9 protein-coding genes, 2 tRNA genes and 3 rRNA genes are annotated in these 16,601 nt (G+C 50.7%); 9 read left to right on the forward strand and 5 right to left on the reverse strand.

The genetic code is table 11. The features are described 5' to 3' along the window. Window positions 1–37: 37 nt before the first annotated feature. The 4 genes from EYZ66_RS04775 to ilvC form a co-directional block, all read right to left on the reverse strand. Complete coding sequence (locus tag EYZ66_RS04775; protein WP_009577128.1) at window positions 38–880, reverse strand: IS3 family transposase; 843 nt, start codon at window positions 878–880, stop codon at window positions 38–40. Continuing rightward, window positions 880–1,380 carry a transposase gene (locus EYZ66_RS04780; protein ID WP_040817814.1) on the reverse strand — a complete coding sequence of 167 codons (501 nt, stop codon included), beginning with the start codon at window positions 1,378–1,380 and terminating at the stop codon, window positions 880–882. Before EYZ66_RS04780 ends, EYZ66_RS04775 begins: the two co-directional genes overlap by 1 nt. A gap of 78 nt (window positions 1,381–1,458) precedes the next feature. Then, entirely contained in the window at window positions 1,459–3,903 is a 2,445-nt protein-coding gene (locus tag EYZ66_RS04785; protein ID WP_235714616.1) for a beta-glucosidase family protein, read from the reverse strand. 217 nt (window positions 3,904–4,120) lie between these two features. Then, entirely contained in the window at window positions 4,121–5,593 is a 1,473-nt protein-coding gene (gene ilvC, locus EYZ66_RS04790) for a ketol-acid reductoisomerase (RefSeq protein ID WP_040815765.1), read from the reverse strand. Window positions 5,594–5,697: 104 nt separating this feature from the next. On the opposite strand from ilvC, the gene ilvY reads away from it, so the two are divergent. From ilvY to rrf, 9 genes are all read left to right on the forward strand, one after another. Beyond that, a complete protein-coding gene (gene ilvY / locus EYZ66_RS04795; RefSeq protein WP_009574474.1) occupies window positions 5,698–6,588 on the forward strand; it encodes an HTH-type transcriptional activator IlvY in 891 nt (296 codons plus the stop codon). Window positions 6,589–6,625: 37 nt separating this feature from the next. Continuing rightward, on the forward strand, window positions 6,626–7,498 hold the full coding sequence (pssA, locus tag EYZ66_RS04800; RefSeq protein WP_009574475.1) for a CDP-diacylglycerol--serine O-phosphatidyltransferase: 873 nt from the start codon (window positions 6,626–6,628) through the stop codon (window positions 7,496–7,498). A gap of 21 nt (window positions 7,499–7,519) precedes the next feature. Next, complete coding sequence (gene msrP, locus EYZ66_RS04805) at window positions 7,520–8,500, forward strand: protein-methionine-sulfoxide reductase catalytic subunit MsrP (protein WP_050793343.1); 981 nt, start codon at window positions 7,520–7,522, stop codon at window positions 8,498–8,500. Between the two features lie 97 nt (window positions 8,501–8,597). After that, window positions 8,598–9,113 (forward strand): protein-methionine-sulfoxide reductase heme-binding subunit MsrQ, encoded by a 516-nt coding sequence (locus EYZ66_RS04810; protein WP_158026990.1) that lies wholly within the window; start codon window positions 8,598–8,600, stop codon window positions 9,111–9,113. Between the two features lie 369 nt (window positions 9,114–9,482). Beyond that, window positions 9,483–11,016, forward strand: a 16S ribosomal RNA gene (locus tag EYZ66_RS04815). A 72-nt stretch (window positions 11,017–11,088) separates the two neighbouring features. Then, window positions 11,089–11,165 (forward strand) — tRNA-Ile (locus EYZ66_RS04820). Between the two features lie 114 nt (window positions 11,166–11,279). Next, a tRNA-Ala gene (locus EYZ66_RS04825) sits at window positions 11,280–11,355 on the forward strand. A gap of 339 nt (window positions 11,356–11,694) precedes the next feature. Further along, a 23S ribosomal RNA gene (locus EYZ66_RS04830) occupies window positions 11,695–14,593 on the forward strand. Between the two features lie 114 nt (window positions 14,594–14,707). Further along, window positions 14,708–14,823: ribosomal RNA gene (rrf, locus tag EYZ66_RS04835) — 5S ribosomal RNA — on the forward strand. The 16S, 23S and 5S rRNA genes sit together here with 2 tRNA genes alongside, the layout of an rRNA operon. Before the next feature lie 139 nt (window positions 14,824–14,962). On the opposite strand, the gene tnpC is transcribed toward rrf, so the two are convergent. Next, complete coding sequence (gene tnpC / locus EYZ66_RS04840; protein ID WP_160195607.1) at window positions 14,963–16,537, reverse strand: IS66 family transposase; 1,575 nt, start codon at window positions 16,535–16,537, stop codon at window positions 14,963–14,965. Window positions 16,538–16,601 lie beyond the last annotated feature (64 nt).

The following is a 16,601-nucleotide window of genomic DNA, read 5'->3' on the forward strand; positions in this document are numbered from 1 at the left end:
CAGCGTATGAAGTGACCCCATAAAGTTGGACTCATTTCTAAGCGGCGACCAAGGCCTGATTTCGATATTGTATCGGACTCAGGCCTTTTAGTTTCAGCTTAATGCGTTCGTTGTTGTAATAGTCGATGTATTCCTTAATGCTTTCAATCAGTTCGTCTGCGCTGTTGAAGACCTCACCGTGATACATTTCGCTTTTTAATATGCCGAAGAAGTTCTCTGCAACGGCATTGTCTAAACAATTGCCTTTTCTCGACATGCTCTGTTTTAAGCCGTTCTCGTCAAGGTGACGCTTATACAGCCTATTTTGGTACTGCCACCCTTGGTCAGAATGAACAATTGGTTTTTCATGTGCCTCCAGCTTGCGTGTTGCACGTCTCAGCATATCGGTTACCAAGGGTAATGCGAGAGACTTACGCACCTCGTAGCTCACTACCTCCTGGTTGAACAAGTCAATCACCGGCGATAAATAAACCTTCTGGTTATTCACTTTGAATTCCGTCACATCAGTAACCCATTTTTGGTTGGGTCTTTGTGCGGTAAAATCACGATTAAGTACGTTCTCTGCGATGCTTCCTACATCGCCCCTGTAAGACCTGTAACGTTTCGGCCTTACCTTCGACTTGAGACCTAAGACCGCCATCAGGCGCTGCACGCGTTTATGGTTGATGACCAGCCCCATCGCCCTCAGTGCGCAGGTTATCCTTCGATAGCCATACCGCCCTTTGTGCTTATGGTAGATGCTAGTTATTTGTGATTTTAATTCACTGTCGCTACACGGCTTTTTTAGTGCATTACGATGATAGTAATACACGCTTTTAGCTAACCGCGTCGCCTTCAGCAAATTCTGTAAGCCATATTGCGCCTTGAGCTCATCGACCACTAGGGTCTTTTCTTTGCTTTTTTCTTTCTGGCCTGAGCCAAGGCTTCTAACTTTTTTAAGACTGCATTCTCCGCCCGCAAATAATCCAATTCCTCTCTGAGTTCTTTTTCAGTCATTTCTGCTGAGGGTTTAAGCGTTGTAGAGTGCTCAGTCATGTTAGGCCTGCTATTTTTCCGGGGAGTGAGGCGAGATAGTCCTTCCTGAGCATAAAGCTTGTGCCATTGAAATAATATGCCCTGACTCGACAAATCAAAGTGGGCACTGGTATAGCTTAGAGACCAGCCATTCACCGTCATCGTTGTCAGTACGTGGGCTTTAAATTTAAGTGAATACGGTTGATGTGGGTGCTTAAAACTATCAGCACCATTTATGCTGTATACCTGCGACCAGTATCGAACGAGGCTGGATGCTACCCCATAGCGCTTGCCCACCTCCCTGGAAGGGATAGATTGAGCAAGTTTGGCGAGCTTTAACTTAAAAGCTCTATTGTGTTTGGACATAAAAAGACCCCCAGTAATTGGAATGTCCAACTATTGGGGGTCACTTCAGTAAGCTGGCTTTTTTGTGGTTGGTTGGTCTTAGTGGTTAAAGCTAAGACTTTGCAAGTCGGCGGGGCTTGATGAGGTGCCGACGTATACCAGGTGCTCACCTTTAGGCATAACCCATTGGTTGGAAGCTACATCAAACGTTGAAAATGGATGGCTGCTTGCATCGAATTTAATCGAGATTTCTACATTGCGGCTTTCGCCCGCTTCTAAAGACACTTTATCAAACGCAACCAAGCGCTTGGGTGGTTGTTCTTCAGAGGGAATACCTGCGTAAACCTGAACAACTTGAGCACCAGCGCGCGCGCCAATATTTTTGACATTAACGCGAACCACAATACCTGTGTCAGTGACAGAGAGCTCGGGCTCGGACATCTCAAACTCGGTGTATGACAAACCGTGACCGAAAGGGAATGCGACGCAAGAGTTTGTGCCGTGTGGCGTCACATCACACTGCCCGCTAATATTCGCGTCATACCAGCGATAACCAATGTTAAGACCCTCTAAATACTCTACGGCCCCTTTACCGCTAACTTCGATACCAGGGAAATATCGAGCGTCCCCTTTAATTGCATCAAGGAAGCCCATGCCGGAGTAAGGGTAGGTGACGGGGCTTTTCGCGGACGGATTGACTTTGCCCCACAAGACGTCGGCGACAATGTGTCCATCCTCTTGCCCAGGGAACCAAGCCTCCACGATGGCGGGTCCTGCTGCGCCGATAATATCGCCAGCTTTAGGCAGGCTGATGCCAGCGTTGTTTTTCATGACTAAAGCGGTCTTAGTTGCAACATCATCGGATATGCCTAGTATCTTAGAGATCATTTCGATGGTGTTGCTGTTGCGTTCTGGATTAAGTGGTTTATCGTCGGTGCGAGCTACGGTGGTAATTTGATTTGGATGATCCGTGTACCAGTCAAGGGTATCGCCCATTGACACTACCGTACCCACACCCGTTTGATCGCTGAGCGTTGCGCGATCAGCGCCTTCCTCAGAAATCGAGCCAACCATAATGACAATCGCGTCTGCACCGCGAATAGCTTGGGCATACTGGGCCAGGTTACTGTTGTCGTCTTCGATCAGGGCCAGTTCGACTTGGGCCGAGGGGTTGCCCAGTTCTTTGAGTACATTTTTGATGCCATCCACGGGCGCAATCGTATAGTGCGGTACGACATCTGAGCTGCCACCACCGGCGCCCATCGGTTTTCCGACCATCACGCCGCCGGCGACTGCTTGCTGAGCGTAGACTTGTGACGCTTTGCCGATCACCAATACGCGCTGAGTTGACGTTGAGAACGGCAGAGTGCTGTTATTTTGCAGCAGTACCACAGAATTTTGGCCAATGATCCTAGCTTTCTCGCCGCCACCGGCAATATCCATGGGCGTTTGGACAATAGGGCGCTCGAAGATGCCCATTTTGAACATTTGTGTGTAGCGTCGCTTCAGAGCAAGGTCGATGTCGCTGATGTCCAGCTCCCCGCTGGATAACGCTGCATTGAGTTTTTCGGGAGACCAAAACAGAGGTTGTGGCATCAGATGATCAAGCCCAGCCTTCATCGATTTAGCCGTGCTTTTTACGGCAAAAAAGTCCGATTGAACATAGCCTTCAAAACCCCACATATCGCGCAGGACGCCGGTCAATAAGACTTCGTTTTCACACATTTGATGTCCGTTGACATCATTATAAGAGCACATCAACGAAGCGACTTTACCGTCTTTGACCGCCATTTCAAAAGGCAGGAGGTACAGTTCGTGCAACACTTGTGGCGCGACTGTTTGTGAGATGTTCATTCGGTTGGTTTCTTGCTCGTTGGCAGCGTAGTGCTTAGCCATGGCAATAACACCTTCTGATTGGATCTTTTTGATTTGCGCGGTGGCGATTTTACCGGCTAGATAGGGATCTTCTCCGTTGTATTCAAAATTACGGCCTAGCACCGGGTTTCTTGCGAGGTTAACGCCGGGTGCTTCGAAGACTTGCAAAGCGAGCGCTTTTGCCTCGTCGGCAATCACTTGTCCGAAGAGTGCAGCCATATTTGTGTCAAACGATGCGGCGACTGCCATTGCCGAGGGTAAGGCGGTCGCTTTGGCTGAGGACGGGTCTGTATAAGCCGCCCAAAACGGACTGTTTTCGGTGATGATATTCGCGTCGACGCAGTCATTTTGACCAATACCCACAGGGCCGTTGGTAATTCGCAGGGTGGGTATACCCAGTTCGGCGATACCGCGAACATGACGAGCCCCATAGCAGTGGGGAAGTTCTGGAACGATTTCGGGTACATTACCCACCAGCTGCTGCTGTTTTTGTTCTAGGGTCATTGCCTCGAGCAACAAGTTTGCACGCTCGGAGGGCGCTAGCGTGGTGTCACGCCAAGTTGGTTTCGGGTCTTGGCTTGCAGAGTTACAGGCCATTAACGTGGCGCTTAAGCCGATGGCTCCGACTATTTGGGCAAGGTTTTTCATGGTGAGTTTACTCTTAGTCACGATGGTTATGCTCTTTGGCGTTGAGTCGGCATGGTAGCGTAAAAAACTTAATTTGGTAAGACCACTTGACCGGTTTCGCGTTTGTTTGTTGTTTTCACGCCTCATCACTTTGTACGGGCGCGCCGGTAATCTTTAGCGCAGGCGCTGTTTTTTGCGGCGAATCAGAAAAAAACCCGGCACAGGCCGGGTTTCGTCAAGTGACTGCTGAGTTTTCAGCTTATGCTAGAGATTTCATGGCAGTCATGTAGCCGCGTAGTTTCTTACCTACTACCTCTACTGGGTGATTGCGGATGGCTTCGTTTGCAGCAATGAGTTCACGGTTATCAACCGTATTGTCGCTGCCGATACCTTGTCCAATCACATCGATAGTGATTTTGCTCATGAAGTCAGCCAATAGCGGACGGCAGGCGTGGTCGAACAAGTAGCAGCCGTATTCTGCCGTATCCGAAATCACAACATTCATCTCGTAGAGCTTGCGGCGAGCAATGGTGTTTGCAATGAGTGGTGTTTCGTGAAGTGACTCATAGTACGCTGATTCGGCGATAATGCCGGCAGCCACCATGGTTTCAAATGCCAATTCAACACCGGCTTTTACCATCGCTACCATCAAGATGCCCTTGTCATAAAACTCTTGCTCAGAAATTTCTTGAGTCGTGTTTTCGGCTTTTTCAAAGGCGGTTTCAGCGGTTGCTGCGCGCCATTTTAGTAGGTTGGCGTCATCGTTGTCCCAATCAGCCATCATGGTAGACGAGAACTCGCCAGTAATAATGTCGTCTTGGTGTTTTTCGTAAAGTGGACGCATGATCTCTTTTAGCTCTTCAGCTAGATAGAAAGCGCGCAATTTTGCGGGGTTCGACAGGCGATCCATCATGTTGGTGATGCCGCCTTGCTTCAAACCTTCGGTGACAGTCTCCCAGCCGTATTGAATGAGTTTAGAGGCGTAGCCTGAGTCGATGCCTGATTCTACCATTTTGTCAAAGCACAAAATTGAACCGGTTTGGAGCATGCCGCACAAGATAGTTTGCTCACCCATTAAGTCTGACTTGACCTCGGCGATAAACGAGCTCTGCAGTACACCTGCTCGATGGCCGCCGGTACCTACGGCGTAGGCTTTTGCAAGTTCTAAGCCCTCGCCATTAGGGTCGTTTTCGGTGTGGACTGCGATGAGTGTGGGTACGCCGAATCCCCGCTTGTACTCTTCGCGGACCTCGGTGCCCGGACACTTTGGTGCAACCATGATTACCGTGATGTCTTCGCGAATCTGCATGCCTTCTTCAACGATGTTGAAACCGTGCGAGTAAGATAAGCAGGCACCATGTTTCATTAAAGGCATCACTTGCGATACAACAGCAGAGTGCTGCTTGTCGGGCGTGAGGTTAAGCACCATGTCAGCGGTTGGGATAAGCTCTTCATAGGTGCCGACAGTGAAGCCATTATCGGTGGCATTTTTCCAAGATTGACGCTTTTCTGCGATCGCTTCAGCGCGCAATGTGTATGAGACGTCCAAGCCGCTGTCGCGCAGGTTTAAGCCTTGGTTTAGGCCCTGTGCGCCGCAGCCGACGATCACCAGCTTTTTGCCTTTGAGCTTTTCAACGCCATCGCTGAATTCGCTCGAATCCATAAAGCGGCACTTGCCCAGCTGGGCGAGTTGTAGGCGGAGGGGAAGGGTATTGAAGTAATTGTTGCGCACGCTGGGTCCTCTTTCATGATAAAAATTTGGGAGATGTAAGATAAAGTATTTATTTAATTGCGTAAAACGCTAAAATACCAATACAGTTTTGCGGATTTCGCAATATGGATCGAAAGTCACTTTCAGTGTTTATCAATGTAGCGACTACCTTAAATTTTTCTCGGGTAGCCGAGTTAAATCATATGAGCGTGTCTGCTGTTAGCCGCACTATTGCCCGCTTAGAAGAAGAAGTTGGTACCGCGCTATTGCAAAGAGATCGACGCTCGATGCATTTGACGCCAGCAGGTAGAGAGTTCGAACAGTTCGCTAAAGAATCAGTGGTACGTTGGGATGAGATGCGCAGGCTGCTAAGTTCGCCCGATTATTTGCGCGGAGAGCTCAGTTTGTTCTGCTCGGTTACGGCCTCATTAAATGTTATGGGACCCGTTATTGAGGTCTTTCAGTCGCGCTACGAACACGTGGATCTAATGTTGCATACTGGTGATCAGGCGGACGGTATTGCTCGTGTGCTCAATCGTTCTGACGACTTGGCTGTCAGCGGGTATCCGGAGCGCATGCCGCAATCGTTAGCGTTTATCGAACTCATGGCGTCACCGTTGGTTCTCTGCATTCCAGTCCGAGACTGCGGCGTTAGGCAGCTGGTGCTCCAGCCAGAGGTTGATTGGTCCAAGGTGCCCTTTATCCTACCCGAGCGAGGTGTGTCGAGAGAGCTCTTGGATCTTTGGTTTGCCAGTTTGGGGGTGCAGCCCGACGTTTACGCTCAAGTGGCTGGCCATGAAGCCATAGTGGCTATGGTGAGTCTAGGTTTGGGTGTTGGCGTGGTACCAAAACTGGTGCATGACGGCGCCGGTATGAGCGACCGCGTGGAGCTTATCGCCGGGCCGGCAGATTTGCCTGTGCTGCCGGTTGGGCTGTGTGCTCTGAAGCAGCGTCTAAAAGACCCGCTGTTGGCAACTTTTTGGCAAGTCGCTGCGCAGACCTACAACGTTGCGTGATAGCATAGGCTAAGTTGACCAGGAAACGTATTACATCATGACAGACAAACACATGCCCGAGGCGGAGAAAGCCCAAATTCCAGGCTTGGATGCTGATGATCTGGCCGCTCTAGAGCAGTTGGTCGAGGATCATGAGGAGGAAGTGCTTGAGGGTGGTAAAACGGTCCGTAGACGTGGGGTGTATTTGTTGCCCAATTTATTCACCACGGGTGCTTTGTTTGCGGGTTTCTATGCTGTCGTAGCGGCACTGAAGGGCGATTTCGAGGCCGCACCCATCGCGATTTTTTTCGCTATGGTATTTGATGGCCTCGATGGCAGAGTTGCACGTCTAACGAATACGAGCAGTAAATTCGGCGCCGAATACGACAGCCTATCCGATATGGTGTCTTTTGGTGTTGCTCCTGCATTGGTCATGTTTAGTTTTGCGCTGCAGGATTTGGGTAAATTTGGTTGGAGTGCTGCTTTTGTTTACGTGGCCTGCGCCGCACTGCGACTGGCTCGATTCAATACCAGGATTGACTCTGATGATGGCAACTTTTTCACCGGGCTAGCGAGCCCCGCGGCGGCGGCGGTAGTAGCCAGTGCTGTTTGGTTGGCGCACGATTTGGGCTATGTGGCTGCGGGAGATGTGCCTAAAGAGCTGGGCGTTGTGCTGGCTGTTATGACGGCGCTAATGGGATCGGCGATGGTGGCTAACTTCAAGTATCCTTCCTTTAAGGGCTTGGATTTCAGGGGGCGAGTGCCATTTGTCGTTATTTTTATCATCGTTATTGTCTTTAGTTTGGTGACGCTTCATCCGCCCGCCGTGTTCTTGGCAACGTTTTTGGTCTATGCGCTGTCCTCGCCCGTATTAACCTTGGTGAATCGCCTTCGTCCCGTAAAGCCTGCTGATGAAGGAGAGCAAAAGTAGATTTCAGCTAGGGTGCGCTATATGGCTAAACAGTTTACTGATCCCACACTTCGGTCATCCGATATTACGCCAGAGTCCAGCTATCTCAACCGTAGGCAGTTTATGAAGGGTGCTGTGGTTGGCTCTGCGGCCTTGCTGGCAGCGCAAACGTCAGCGGCCGACACTTCGAAACTTGTGAGTTTCCCATCTTACACGTCAGCCGAAAACTCGGGATGGCCATTACAAGTACCCGATGTTTTGACGCCTTTTGACGATGTCACTAACTACAACAATTTTTATGAGTTTGGGATGGATAAATCCGATCCTGCTCGATACGCCTCGGCCATGACCCTCGACCCCTGGTCGATCAGAGTCAGCAGTGACAGTGGAAAAACGTCCGATGTGCAATTCGAAGACCTCTTGCGCGCTATGGACATCGAAGAGCGCATTTACCGCCTGCGTTGTGTGGAGGCGTGGTCCATGGTGATCCCTTGGTTGGGATTTCCCTTGGCGGAGTTAATCCGATGGCTCAGTCCGGAAGGCAGTTTCCAGTTTGTTCAATTTCAGACACGCTATGTTCGCGCAGAGATGCGTGGAACACGCTCGTTTAGTAGTGTGATCGATTGGCCCTACCAAGAGGCACTGCGGATGGATGAGGCGATGAACCCCTTATCATTTATTGCGGTGGGTTTATACGGTAAATCGTTGCTTGCACAAAACGGCGCGCCGCTTCGTCTGGTTGTGCCGTGGAAGTATGGCTTTAAAAGCATCAAATCAATCGCGAGCATTCATTTTACCAACCGGTTGCCTGAGACTAGCTGGCAATCGATCGCGCCGCACGAGTACGGGTTTTATGCTAACGTCAATCCCGAGGTTGACCATCCTAGGTGGTCGCAGAGATTTGAACGGAGATTGCCATCGTCTTTATTCAGTCCAAACCGAATACCTACGCAAATGTTTAATGGGTATGGTGAATATGTCGCTGACCTCTACAAGAACTTGGACCTGAGGCGCTACTATTAATTCTGTGTTAGTTCTGCGGCTCAAGAGGGGGCTTGGATCCGGTCGTTGGTTAGTGCACTTTTTGGGGTTGCTGAGCTCTATCTGGCTGGTCCTGAATGTGCTGCAAAACCAGTTGGGCCCCGACCCTGTAAAACAGCTCGTGCTGCTAACCGGAGAGCGCGGATTTCAGTTTTTATTGTTTTCTTTGGCCATCTCCCCGCTGGCCCGTTTATTGACTGCACCTTTGCTTATACAATGGCGTCGTCCGGCCGGCCTTTGGGCGTTCTACTTTTTGTCTTTACACTTGCTGGTCTTTTTTCAAGGCTATATCGGGTGGTCTTGGACAATTCTTATTGAAGAGCTCAAGGAGCGCCCCTACATTTCTGTCGGTGCTTTAGCTTGGCTTCTCTTGGTTCCATTAGCGTTAACGTCCACACGGCGTGCGCGGCTAAAATTAGGTCGGCGTTGGCGCTTGTTGCACCGCTTAGTGTTCATCGTTGCAGCATTGGCTTGTCTGCATATAATATGGCAGGTTCGATCTGATTGGATTAATGCTGGTGTATACACCCTGACTTGTGTTCTAATTGTGGGTTCCCGCTACAGAAACCTGCGGTGCTTTTCTAAAGCAATTTAAGGTTGACATAAGGGCTCCAGTCGGCGTCGGTTTGCCTGTTTGGAGTGCGGCTTTCAAGCCCAGAAAAAAAGTTTGAAAAAAGTAAAAAAAGCGCTTGCGTGGTTTTGGATGTTACGTATAATGCGCGTCCTCAGTAAGGGAACTGCCTTACTGAAAAGCTGAAGCCCTGGCGGTTTTAGGTTATTTAACAGACAGATGAAGACAGAAATGTGGGCACTTGTTGAGGTGTATGGCTAACATATATCAGATACAAGTGAACCATTAATTCATAGTAATTTTTGATTTCGAATTGTATCTGAGCCGAGATTTGTACGTTAGCGCTGGTTAAAGCGAAAACGTGCCCTCTTGCTAACGCAGAGGATAAAGATTGAACTGAAGAGTTTGATCATGGCTCAGATTGAACGCTGGCGGCAGGCCTAACACATGCAAGTCGAGCGAGAAAGGTTTTCGGACTGAGTACAGCGGCGGACGGGTGAGTAACGCGTAGGAATCTACCCAGTAGTGGGGGACAACTTAGGGAAACTTAAGCTAATACCGCATACGCCCTGAGGGGGAAAGCGGGGGATCTTCGGACCTCGCGCTATTGGAAGAGCCTGCGTTAGATTAGCTAGTTGGTGGGGTAAAGGCTCACCAAGGCGACGATCTATAGCTGGTCTGAGAGGATGATCAGCCACACTGGGACTGAGACACGGCCCAGACTCCTACGGGAGGCAGCAGTGGGGAATATTGCGCAATGGGCGAAAGCCTGACGCAGCCATGCCGCGTGTGTGAAGAAGGCCTTAGGGTTGTAAAGCACTTTCAATTGGGAGGAAGGGGTTGTCGTTAATATCGGCAACTTTTGACGTTACCTTTAGAAGAAGCACCGGCTAACTCCGTGCCAGCAGCCGCGGTAATACGGAGGGTGCGAGCGTTAATCGGAATTACTGGGCGTAAAGCGCGCGTAGGCGGTTTGTTAAGTCGGATGTGAAAGCCCCGGGCTCAACCTGGGAACTGCACCCGATACTGGCCGACTTGAGTGCGAGAGAGGGAGGTAGAATTCCATGTGTAGCGGTGAAATGCGTAGATATATGGAGGAATACCGGTGGCGAAGGCGGCCTCCTGGCTCGACACTGACGCTGAGGTGCGAAAGCGTGGGTAGCAAACAGGATTAGATACCCTGGTAGTCCACGCCGTAAACGATGTCTACTAGCCGTTGGGGAACTTGATTCTTTAGTGGCGCAGCTAACGCAATAAGTAGACCGCCTGGGGAGTACGGCCGCAAGGTTAAAACTCAAATGAATTGACGGGGGCCCGCACAAGCGGTGGAGCATGTGGTTTAATTCGATGCAACGCGAAGAACCTTACCAGGTCTTGACATCCTGAGAACTTAGCAGAGATGCTTTGGTGCCTTCGGGAACTCAGAGACAGGTGCTGCATGGCTGTCGTCAGCTCGTGTTGTGAAATGTTGGGTTAAGTCCCGTAACGAGCGCAACCCCTGTCCTTAGTTGCCAGCACGTAATGGTGGGAACTCTAAGGAGACTGCCGGTGACAAACCGGAGGAAGGTGGGGACGACGTCAAGTCATCATGGCCCTTACGACCTGGGCTACACACGTGCTACAATGGGAAGTACAAAGGGTTGCGAAGCGGCGACGTGGAGCCAATCCCATAAAACTTTTCGTAGTCCGGATTGAAGTCTGCAACTCGACTTCATGAAGTCGGAATCGCTAGTAATCGCGAATCAGAATGTCGCGGTGAATACGTTCCCGGGCCTTGTACACACCGCCCGTCACACCATGGGAGTGGGTTGCTCCAGAAGTGGTTAGTCTAACCTTCGGGGGGACGATCACCACGGAGTGATTCATGACTGGGGTGAAGTCGTAACAAGGTAGCCCTAGGGGAACCTGGGGCTGGATCACCTCCTTAAACGAAAGCTATTACTCAATGAGTGTTCACATTTTTGTCTTCATCACACGATGACACAACAGCTTTGGCTGCAGGCCTGTAGCTCAGTTGGTTAGAGCGCACCCCTGATAAGGGTGAGGTCGGCAGTTCAAATCTGCCCAGGCCTACCAATCCTTTGCTATACGTCGTTGTCAGGCTCCTCGCATAGCAGGCTATGCGTCGTCGGCTGACGCCTCGTCTATCAAACGATTGGTGTATATGGCAGGGCATGGCTGCAAGAATACGGGGCTATAGCTCAGCTGGGAGAGCGCTTGATTTGCATTCAAGAGGTCCGCGGTTCGATCCCGCGTAGCTCCACCACGATGTGTCATTGTTCACGGTATGAAGTTAGAAACGAGCACATAGATTGTGTGTTGGTTTCTGGTTTTTACAACCGGAATGTTCTTTAACAAGATAGAAAGCTGAGTCTAGAACTGATGTGTATGACCTTAGGGTTGTATTGCACGGTTCGAGATTAAAAAGTTCAGAATACGCTTAATCAATTCGGCGTATTCGAAACGAGTTGTACAAATTACTGTGACTCAAGCGTCACAGACATCCGGCGAATACACAGTTAATCTTGCTGTGTATTTGTATTAAGTACCTAACTTTGCTAAGGGGGTTAGGGAAAAGTCTTTTGATTGATAATTTAGGTTATATGGTCAAGCGACTAAGCGCATACGGTGGATGCCTTGGCAGTCAGAGGCGATGAAGGACGTTGTAGCCTGCGTAAAGCTTCGGGGAGTCGGCAAACAGACTTTGATCCGGAGGTGTCCGAATGGGAAAACCCACCCAGTGTAAGCTGGGTATCCCACACTGAATACATAGGTGTGAGGAGGCGAACCTGGGGAACTGAAACATCTAAGTACCCAGAGGAAAAGAAATCAATTGAGATTCCCCTAGTAGCGGCGAGCGAACGGGGATCAGCCTGCAAGTGATATTATTTGTGTTAGCGGAACGGTCTGGAAAGTCCGGCGATAGAGGGTGATAGCCCCGTACGCGAAAACACGAGTGTGGTACTAAGCTTGCGACAAGTAGGTCGGGACACGTGTTATCTTGACTGAAGATGGGGGGACCATCCTCCAAGGCTAAATACTCCTGACTGACCGATAGTGAACCAGTACCGTGAGGGAAAGGCGAAAAGAACCCCGGAGAGGGGAGTGAAATAGAACCTGAAACCGTATGCGTACAAGCAGTGGGAGCACCTTCGTGGTGTGACTGCGTACCTTTTGTATAATGGGTCAGCGACTTACTGTCAGTAGCGAGCTTAACCGAATAGGGGAGGCGTAGGGAAACCGAGTCTTAATAGGGCGTATAGTTTCTGGCAGTAGACCCGAAACCGGGCGATCTATCCATGGCCAGGTTGAAGGTGCCGTAACAGGCACTGGAGGACCGAACCCACGTATGTTGAAAAATGCGGGGATGAGCTGTGGATCGGAGTGAAAGGCTAATCAAGCCCGGAGATAGCTGGTTCTCCTCGAAAACTATTTAGGTAGTGCGTCGTGTCTTACCCTGGGGGGTAGAGCACTGTTTGGGCTAGGGGGTCATCCCGACTTACCAACCCCATGCAAACTCCGAATACCCAGGAGTACAATCACGGCAGACAGACGGCGGGTGCTAACGTCCGTCGTCGAGAGGGAAACAACCCAGACCGCCAGCTAAGGTCCCTAATACCAGTTAAGTGGGAAACGATGTGGGAAGGCTTAGACAGCTAGGAGGTTGGCTTAGAAGCAGCCATCCTTTAAAGAAAGCGTAATAGCTCACTAGTCGAGTCGGCCTGCGCGGAAGATGTAACGGGGCTAAATTGGTAACCGAAGCTGCGGATGCGTGCTTGCACGCATGGTAGAGGAGCGTTCTGTAAGCCGTTGAAGGTGGATTGAGAAGTCTGCTGGAGGTATCAGAAGTGCGAATGCTGACATGAGTAACGACAAGGAGGGTGAAAAACCCTCCCGCCGGAAGATCAAGGTTTCCTACGCAACGCTAATCGGCGTAGGGTGAGTCGGCCCCTAAGGCGAGGGCGAAAGCCGTAGTCGATGGGAAACGGGTTAATATTCCCGTACTTCTTGCTATTGCGATGGAGGGACGGAGAAGGCTAGGTCATCAGGGCGTTGGTTGTCCCTGTTTAAGGTGGTAGGCTGAGATCTTAGGTAAATCCGGGATCTTAAGGCCGAGAGCTGATGACGAGGCTCAATATGAGCTGAAGTGATTGATGCCATGCTTCCAAGAAAATCTTCTAAGCTTCAGATAGTAAGGAACCGTACTGTAAACCGACACAGGTGATCAGGTTGAGAATACCAAGGCGCTTGAGAGAACTCGGGTGAAGGAACTAGGCAAAATGGTACCGTAACTTCGGGAGAAGGTACGCCGGTTCGGGTGATGAGACTTGCTCTCTGAGCCTGGGCTGGCCGAAGTGACCAGGTGGCTGCGACTGTTTATTAAAAACATAGCACTCTGCAAACACGAAAGTGGACGTATAGGGTGTGACGCCTGCCCGGTGCCGGAAGGTTAATTGATGGGGTTATCTTCGGAGAAGCTCTTGATCGAAGCCCCGGTAAACGGCGGCCGTAACTATAACGGTCCTAAGGTAGCGAAATTCCTTGTCGGGTAAGTTCCGACCTGCACGAATGGCGTAACGATGGCCACACTGTCTCCACCCGAGACTCAGTGAAATTGAAATCGCTGTTAAGATGCAGTGTACCCGCGGCTAGACGGAAAGACCCCGTGAACCTTTACTATAGCTTCACACTGGACTTTGACCTTACTTGTGTAGGATAGCTGGGAGGCTTTGAAGCGCAGACGCCAGTTTGCGTGGAGCCGACCTTGAAATACCAGCCTGGTAATGTTGAGGTTCTAACTTAGGTCCCTTATCGGGATTGAGGACAGTGTGTGGTGGGTAGTTTGACTGGGGCGGTCTCCTCCCAAAGAGTAACGGAGGAGCACGAAGGTGCGCTAATCATGGTCGGAAATCATGAGGTTAGTGTAAAGGCACAAGCGCGCTTGACTGCGAGTCTGACAAGACGAGCAGGTACGAAAGTAGGTCTTAGTGATCCGGTGGTTCTGAATGGAAGGGCCATCGCTCAACGGATAAAAGGTACTCCGGGGATAACAGGCTGATACCGCCCAAGAGTTCACATCGACGGCGGTGTTTGGCACCTCGATGTCGGCTCATCACATCCTGGGGCTGAAGCCGGTCCCAAGGGTATGGCTGTTCGCCATTTAAAGTGGTACGCGAGCTGGGTTTAGAACGTCGTGAGACAGTTCGGTCCCTATCTGCCGTGGGCGTTGGAGAATTGAGGGAAGCTGCTCCTAGTACGAGAGGACCGGAGTGGACGAACCTCTGGTGTTCGGGTTGTCACGCCAGTGGCATTGCCCGGTAGCTATGTTCGGACAGGATAACCGCTGAAAGCATCTAAGCGGGAAGCCCCTCCCAAGATAAGTTCTCCCTGACCCCTTGAGGGTCCTAAAGGGCCGTAGAAGACTACTACGTTGATAGGCTGGGTGTGGAAGCGTTGTAAAGCGTTGAGCTAACCAGTACTAATTGCCCGTGAGGCTTGACCATATAATCTAAGTTATTAAAAAGACTGTGGATGTTTGTGGCGAGTCACAGAAATAAACGATTTAATCAGACTCAGTTGACTATCGAATTCGGTGTCGCAAGACACCAACCAGTTTGCCTGGCGACCATAGAGCATTGGTACCACCTGACCCCATTCCGAACTCAGTAGTGAAACGATGCATCGCCGATGGTAGTGTGGGGTTTCCCCATGTGAGAGTAGGTCATCGCCAGGCTTCTAAATAAAAACCCTCAGTCGTAAGACTGGGGGTTTTTTACGTTAGGGACCAAGGAAATTACAGCACACGGGACTCACCATGAGAGAGTTGGGTGAGCACCGATTGCCGCAGGCAAGTAAGCGTCCGGTAAACCCACCTAGACGCGCGACCTCCAGTTGTGGGGCAACAACCCCTCAAGATCCGATTGCTTAGCGGTCGGTAAACGCTCCAACACCTCTTTCAAATACCGCTGCGGATCAAGCCCGTTGATCTTCGCTGATTGAATCAAGGTCATGACGTTGGCCGCCCGCTGACCACTGCGCAAGGAACCTGCGAACAGCCAGTTCTTGCGCCCAAGTGCCCACGGTCTGATTTGATTTTCAATCCAATTGTTGTCAATCGGGATTGCACCGTCATCCAAGTAACGTTTTAGCGCAAGCCAACGCTTCAGTGTGTAATCAATGGCTCTGGCGCTTCGACCACTGTCGGGCAGATCTTCGCGTTCACGGATTAACCAATCATGCAGCCGTTCCAGAACAGGTTTTGCCTGTGTTTGTCTTAAAGCGTAGCGTTCATCGGGGCTTAAGTCAGCCGCTTCACGCTCAATGGCGTATAGGGTGCCGATCAGCCCCATCGCCTTGTCCGCAATAGGACTGGCATGGTTCACCTGCAGCTCATGGAACTTACGCCTTGCGTGTGCCCAACATGCGACCTCGCTCATACCCAGACCAAAGCCTGCTTTATAGCCGGTATAGTCATCACACACCAAGTGACCTTGCCATCCCTCTAAGAACAACCGAGAGGATTCTCCAGCACGGCTGGGCTGGAAGTCGTACACAACGGCCTGCGTTGCGCACCAACTTGGCGTCGCATAAGCCCACACATACGCCTTTTTGGCTTTTTTGCTGCCTGGCTCTAGCATGTTCACGGGTGTTTCATCGGCGTGCAGGATAGGTTGCGCTAACAGTGAGGCGCGCAGCGCCTCAACTAATGGGGTAATCTCATAACCACAGCGACCAACCCACTCCGACAGCGTTGTGCGCGGTAAGTCCACACCGGCACGTTGGTATATCTGCTGTTGTCGATATAAGGGTTGATGATCGGCGTACTTCGAGACTAATACTTGCGCGAGTAAATTGGTGGTTGGAATTCCTTTATCAATCACATGCGCATCAACAGGCTTTTGCACAACCGTTTCACATCGACGGCACGCCCACTTGCTTCGCACATGCTGCTCTACCGAGAACTGCCCTGGCTCGTAGTCTAGCTTCTCGCTGATATCGTCGCCTATATGAACCATTTGGCACCCACAGCGGCATTCGGTCGATTCAGGGTCGTGTCGAACGATCTTGCGAGGCAAGTGCGTTGGCAATGCTTGGCGTTTGGCGACTTGCTTTGTTCTGGGCTGCTGACCAAGATCGCGGGTGTTTTGCTCAAGCTCGAGCTCGATGGCGCTGACGTCTTCGTTAACAGCCTCATCGAGTAAACGTAACTGTGTGCTACCGGTTTGCTCGCTACTGCGGTCGAACTTGTGGCGTTTAAGAATGGCGAGTTCGTGCGTGAGCTGTTCATTGCGCAAACTCAAATGGGCAATCGTATTGTCGCGCTTAACAATCTCGTTTTGGTATCGCTCCTCATCGTTTTGCTTACGGTTGAGCTCATCAAGCAATCGCGACGAGAGGTCGCGTAGCTGCGATTCGTTTAAGCTCTTGAGGTCAATATCCATACTCATAAGGATACTGTGCCAGCTTACGGATCGGTGTTCTATCGAGAATACGGCGACTTAGTTCTCTGGT

The organism is Aequoribacter fuscus (assembly GCF_009910365.1).
GTDB lineage: Bacteria > Pseudomonadota > Gammaproteobacteria > Pseudomonadales > Halieaceae > Aequoribacter > Aequoribacter fuscus.

What these genes read in the sequence shown, in the direction of transcription:
- EYZ66_RS04780 (WP_040817814.1), bottom strand. Translation starts at nt 1,380, where the DNA reads ATGTCCAAACACAATAGAGCTTTTAAGTTAAAGCTCGCCAAACTTGCT.
- msrP (WP_050793343.1), top strand. Translation starts at nt 7,520, where the DNA reads ATGGCTAAACAGTTTACTGATCCCACACTTCGGTCATCCGATATTACG.
- tnpC (WP_160195607.1), bottom strand. Translation starts at nt 16,537, where the DNA reads ATGAGTATGGATATTGACCTCAAGAGCTTAAACGAATCGCAGCTACGC.
- pssA (WP_009574475.1), top strand. Translation starts at nt 6,626, where the DNA reads ATGACAGACAAACACATGCCCGAGGCGGAGAAAGCCCAAATTCCAGGC.
- ilvY (WP_009574474.1), top strand. Translation starts at nt 5,698, where the DNA reads ATGGATCGAAAGTCACTTTCAGTGTTTATCAATGTAGCGACTACCTTA.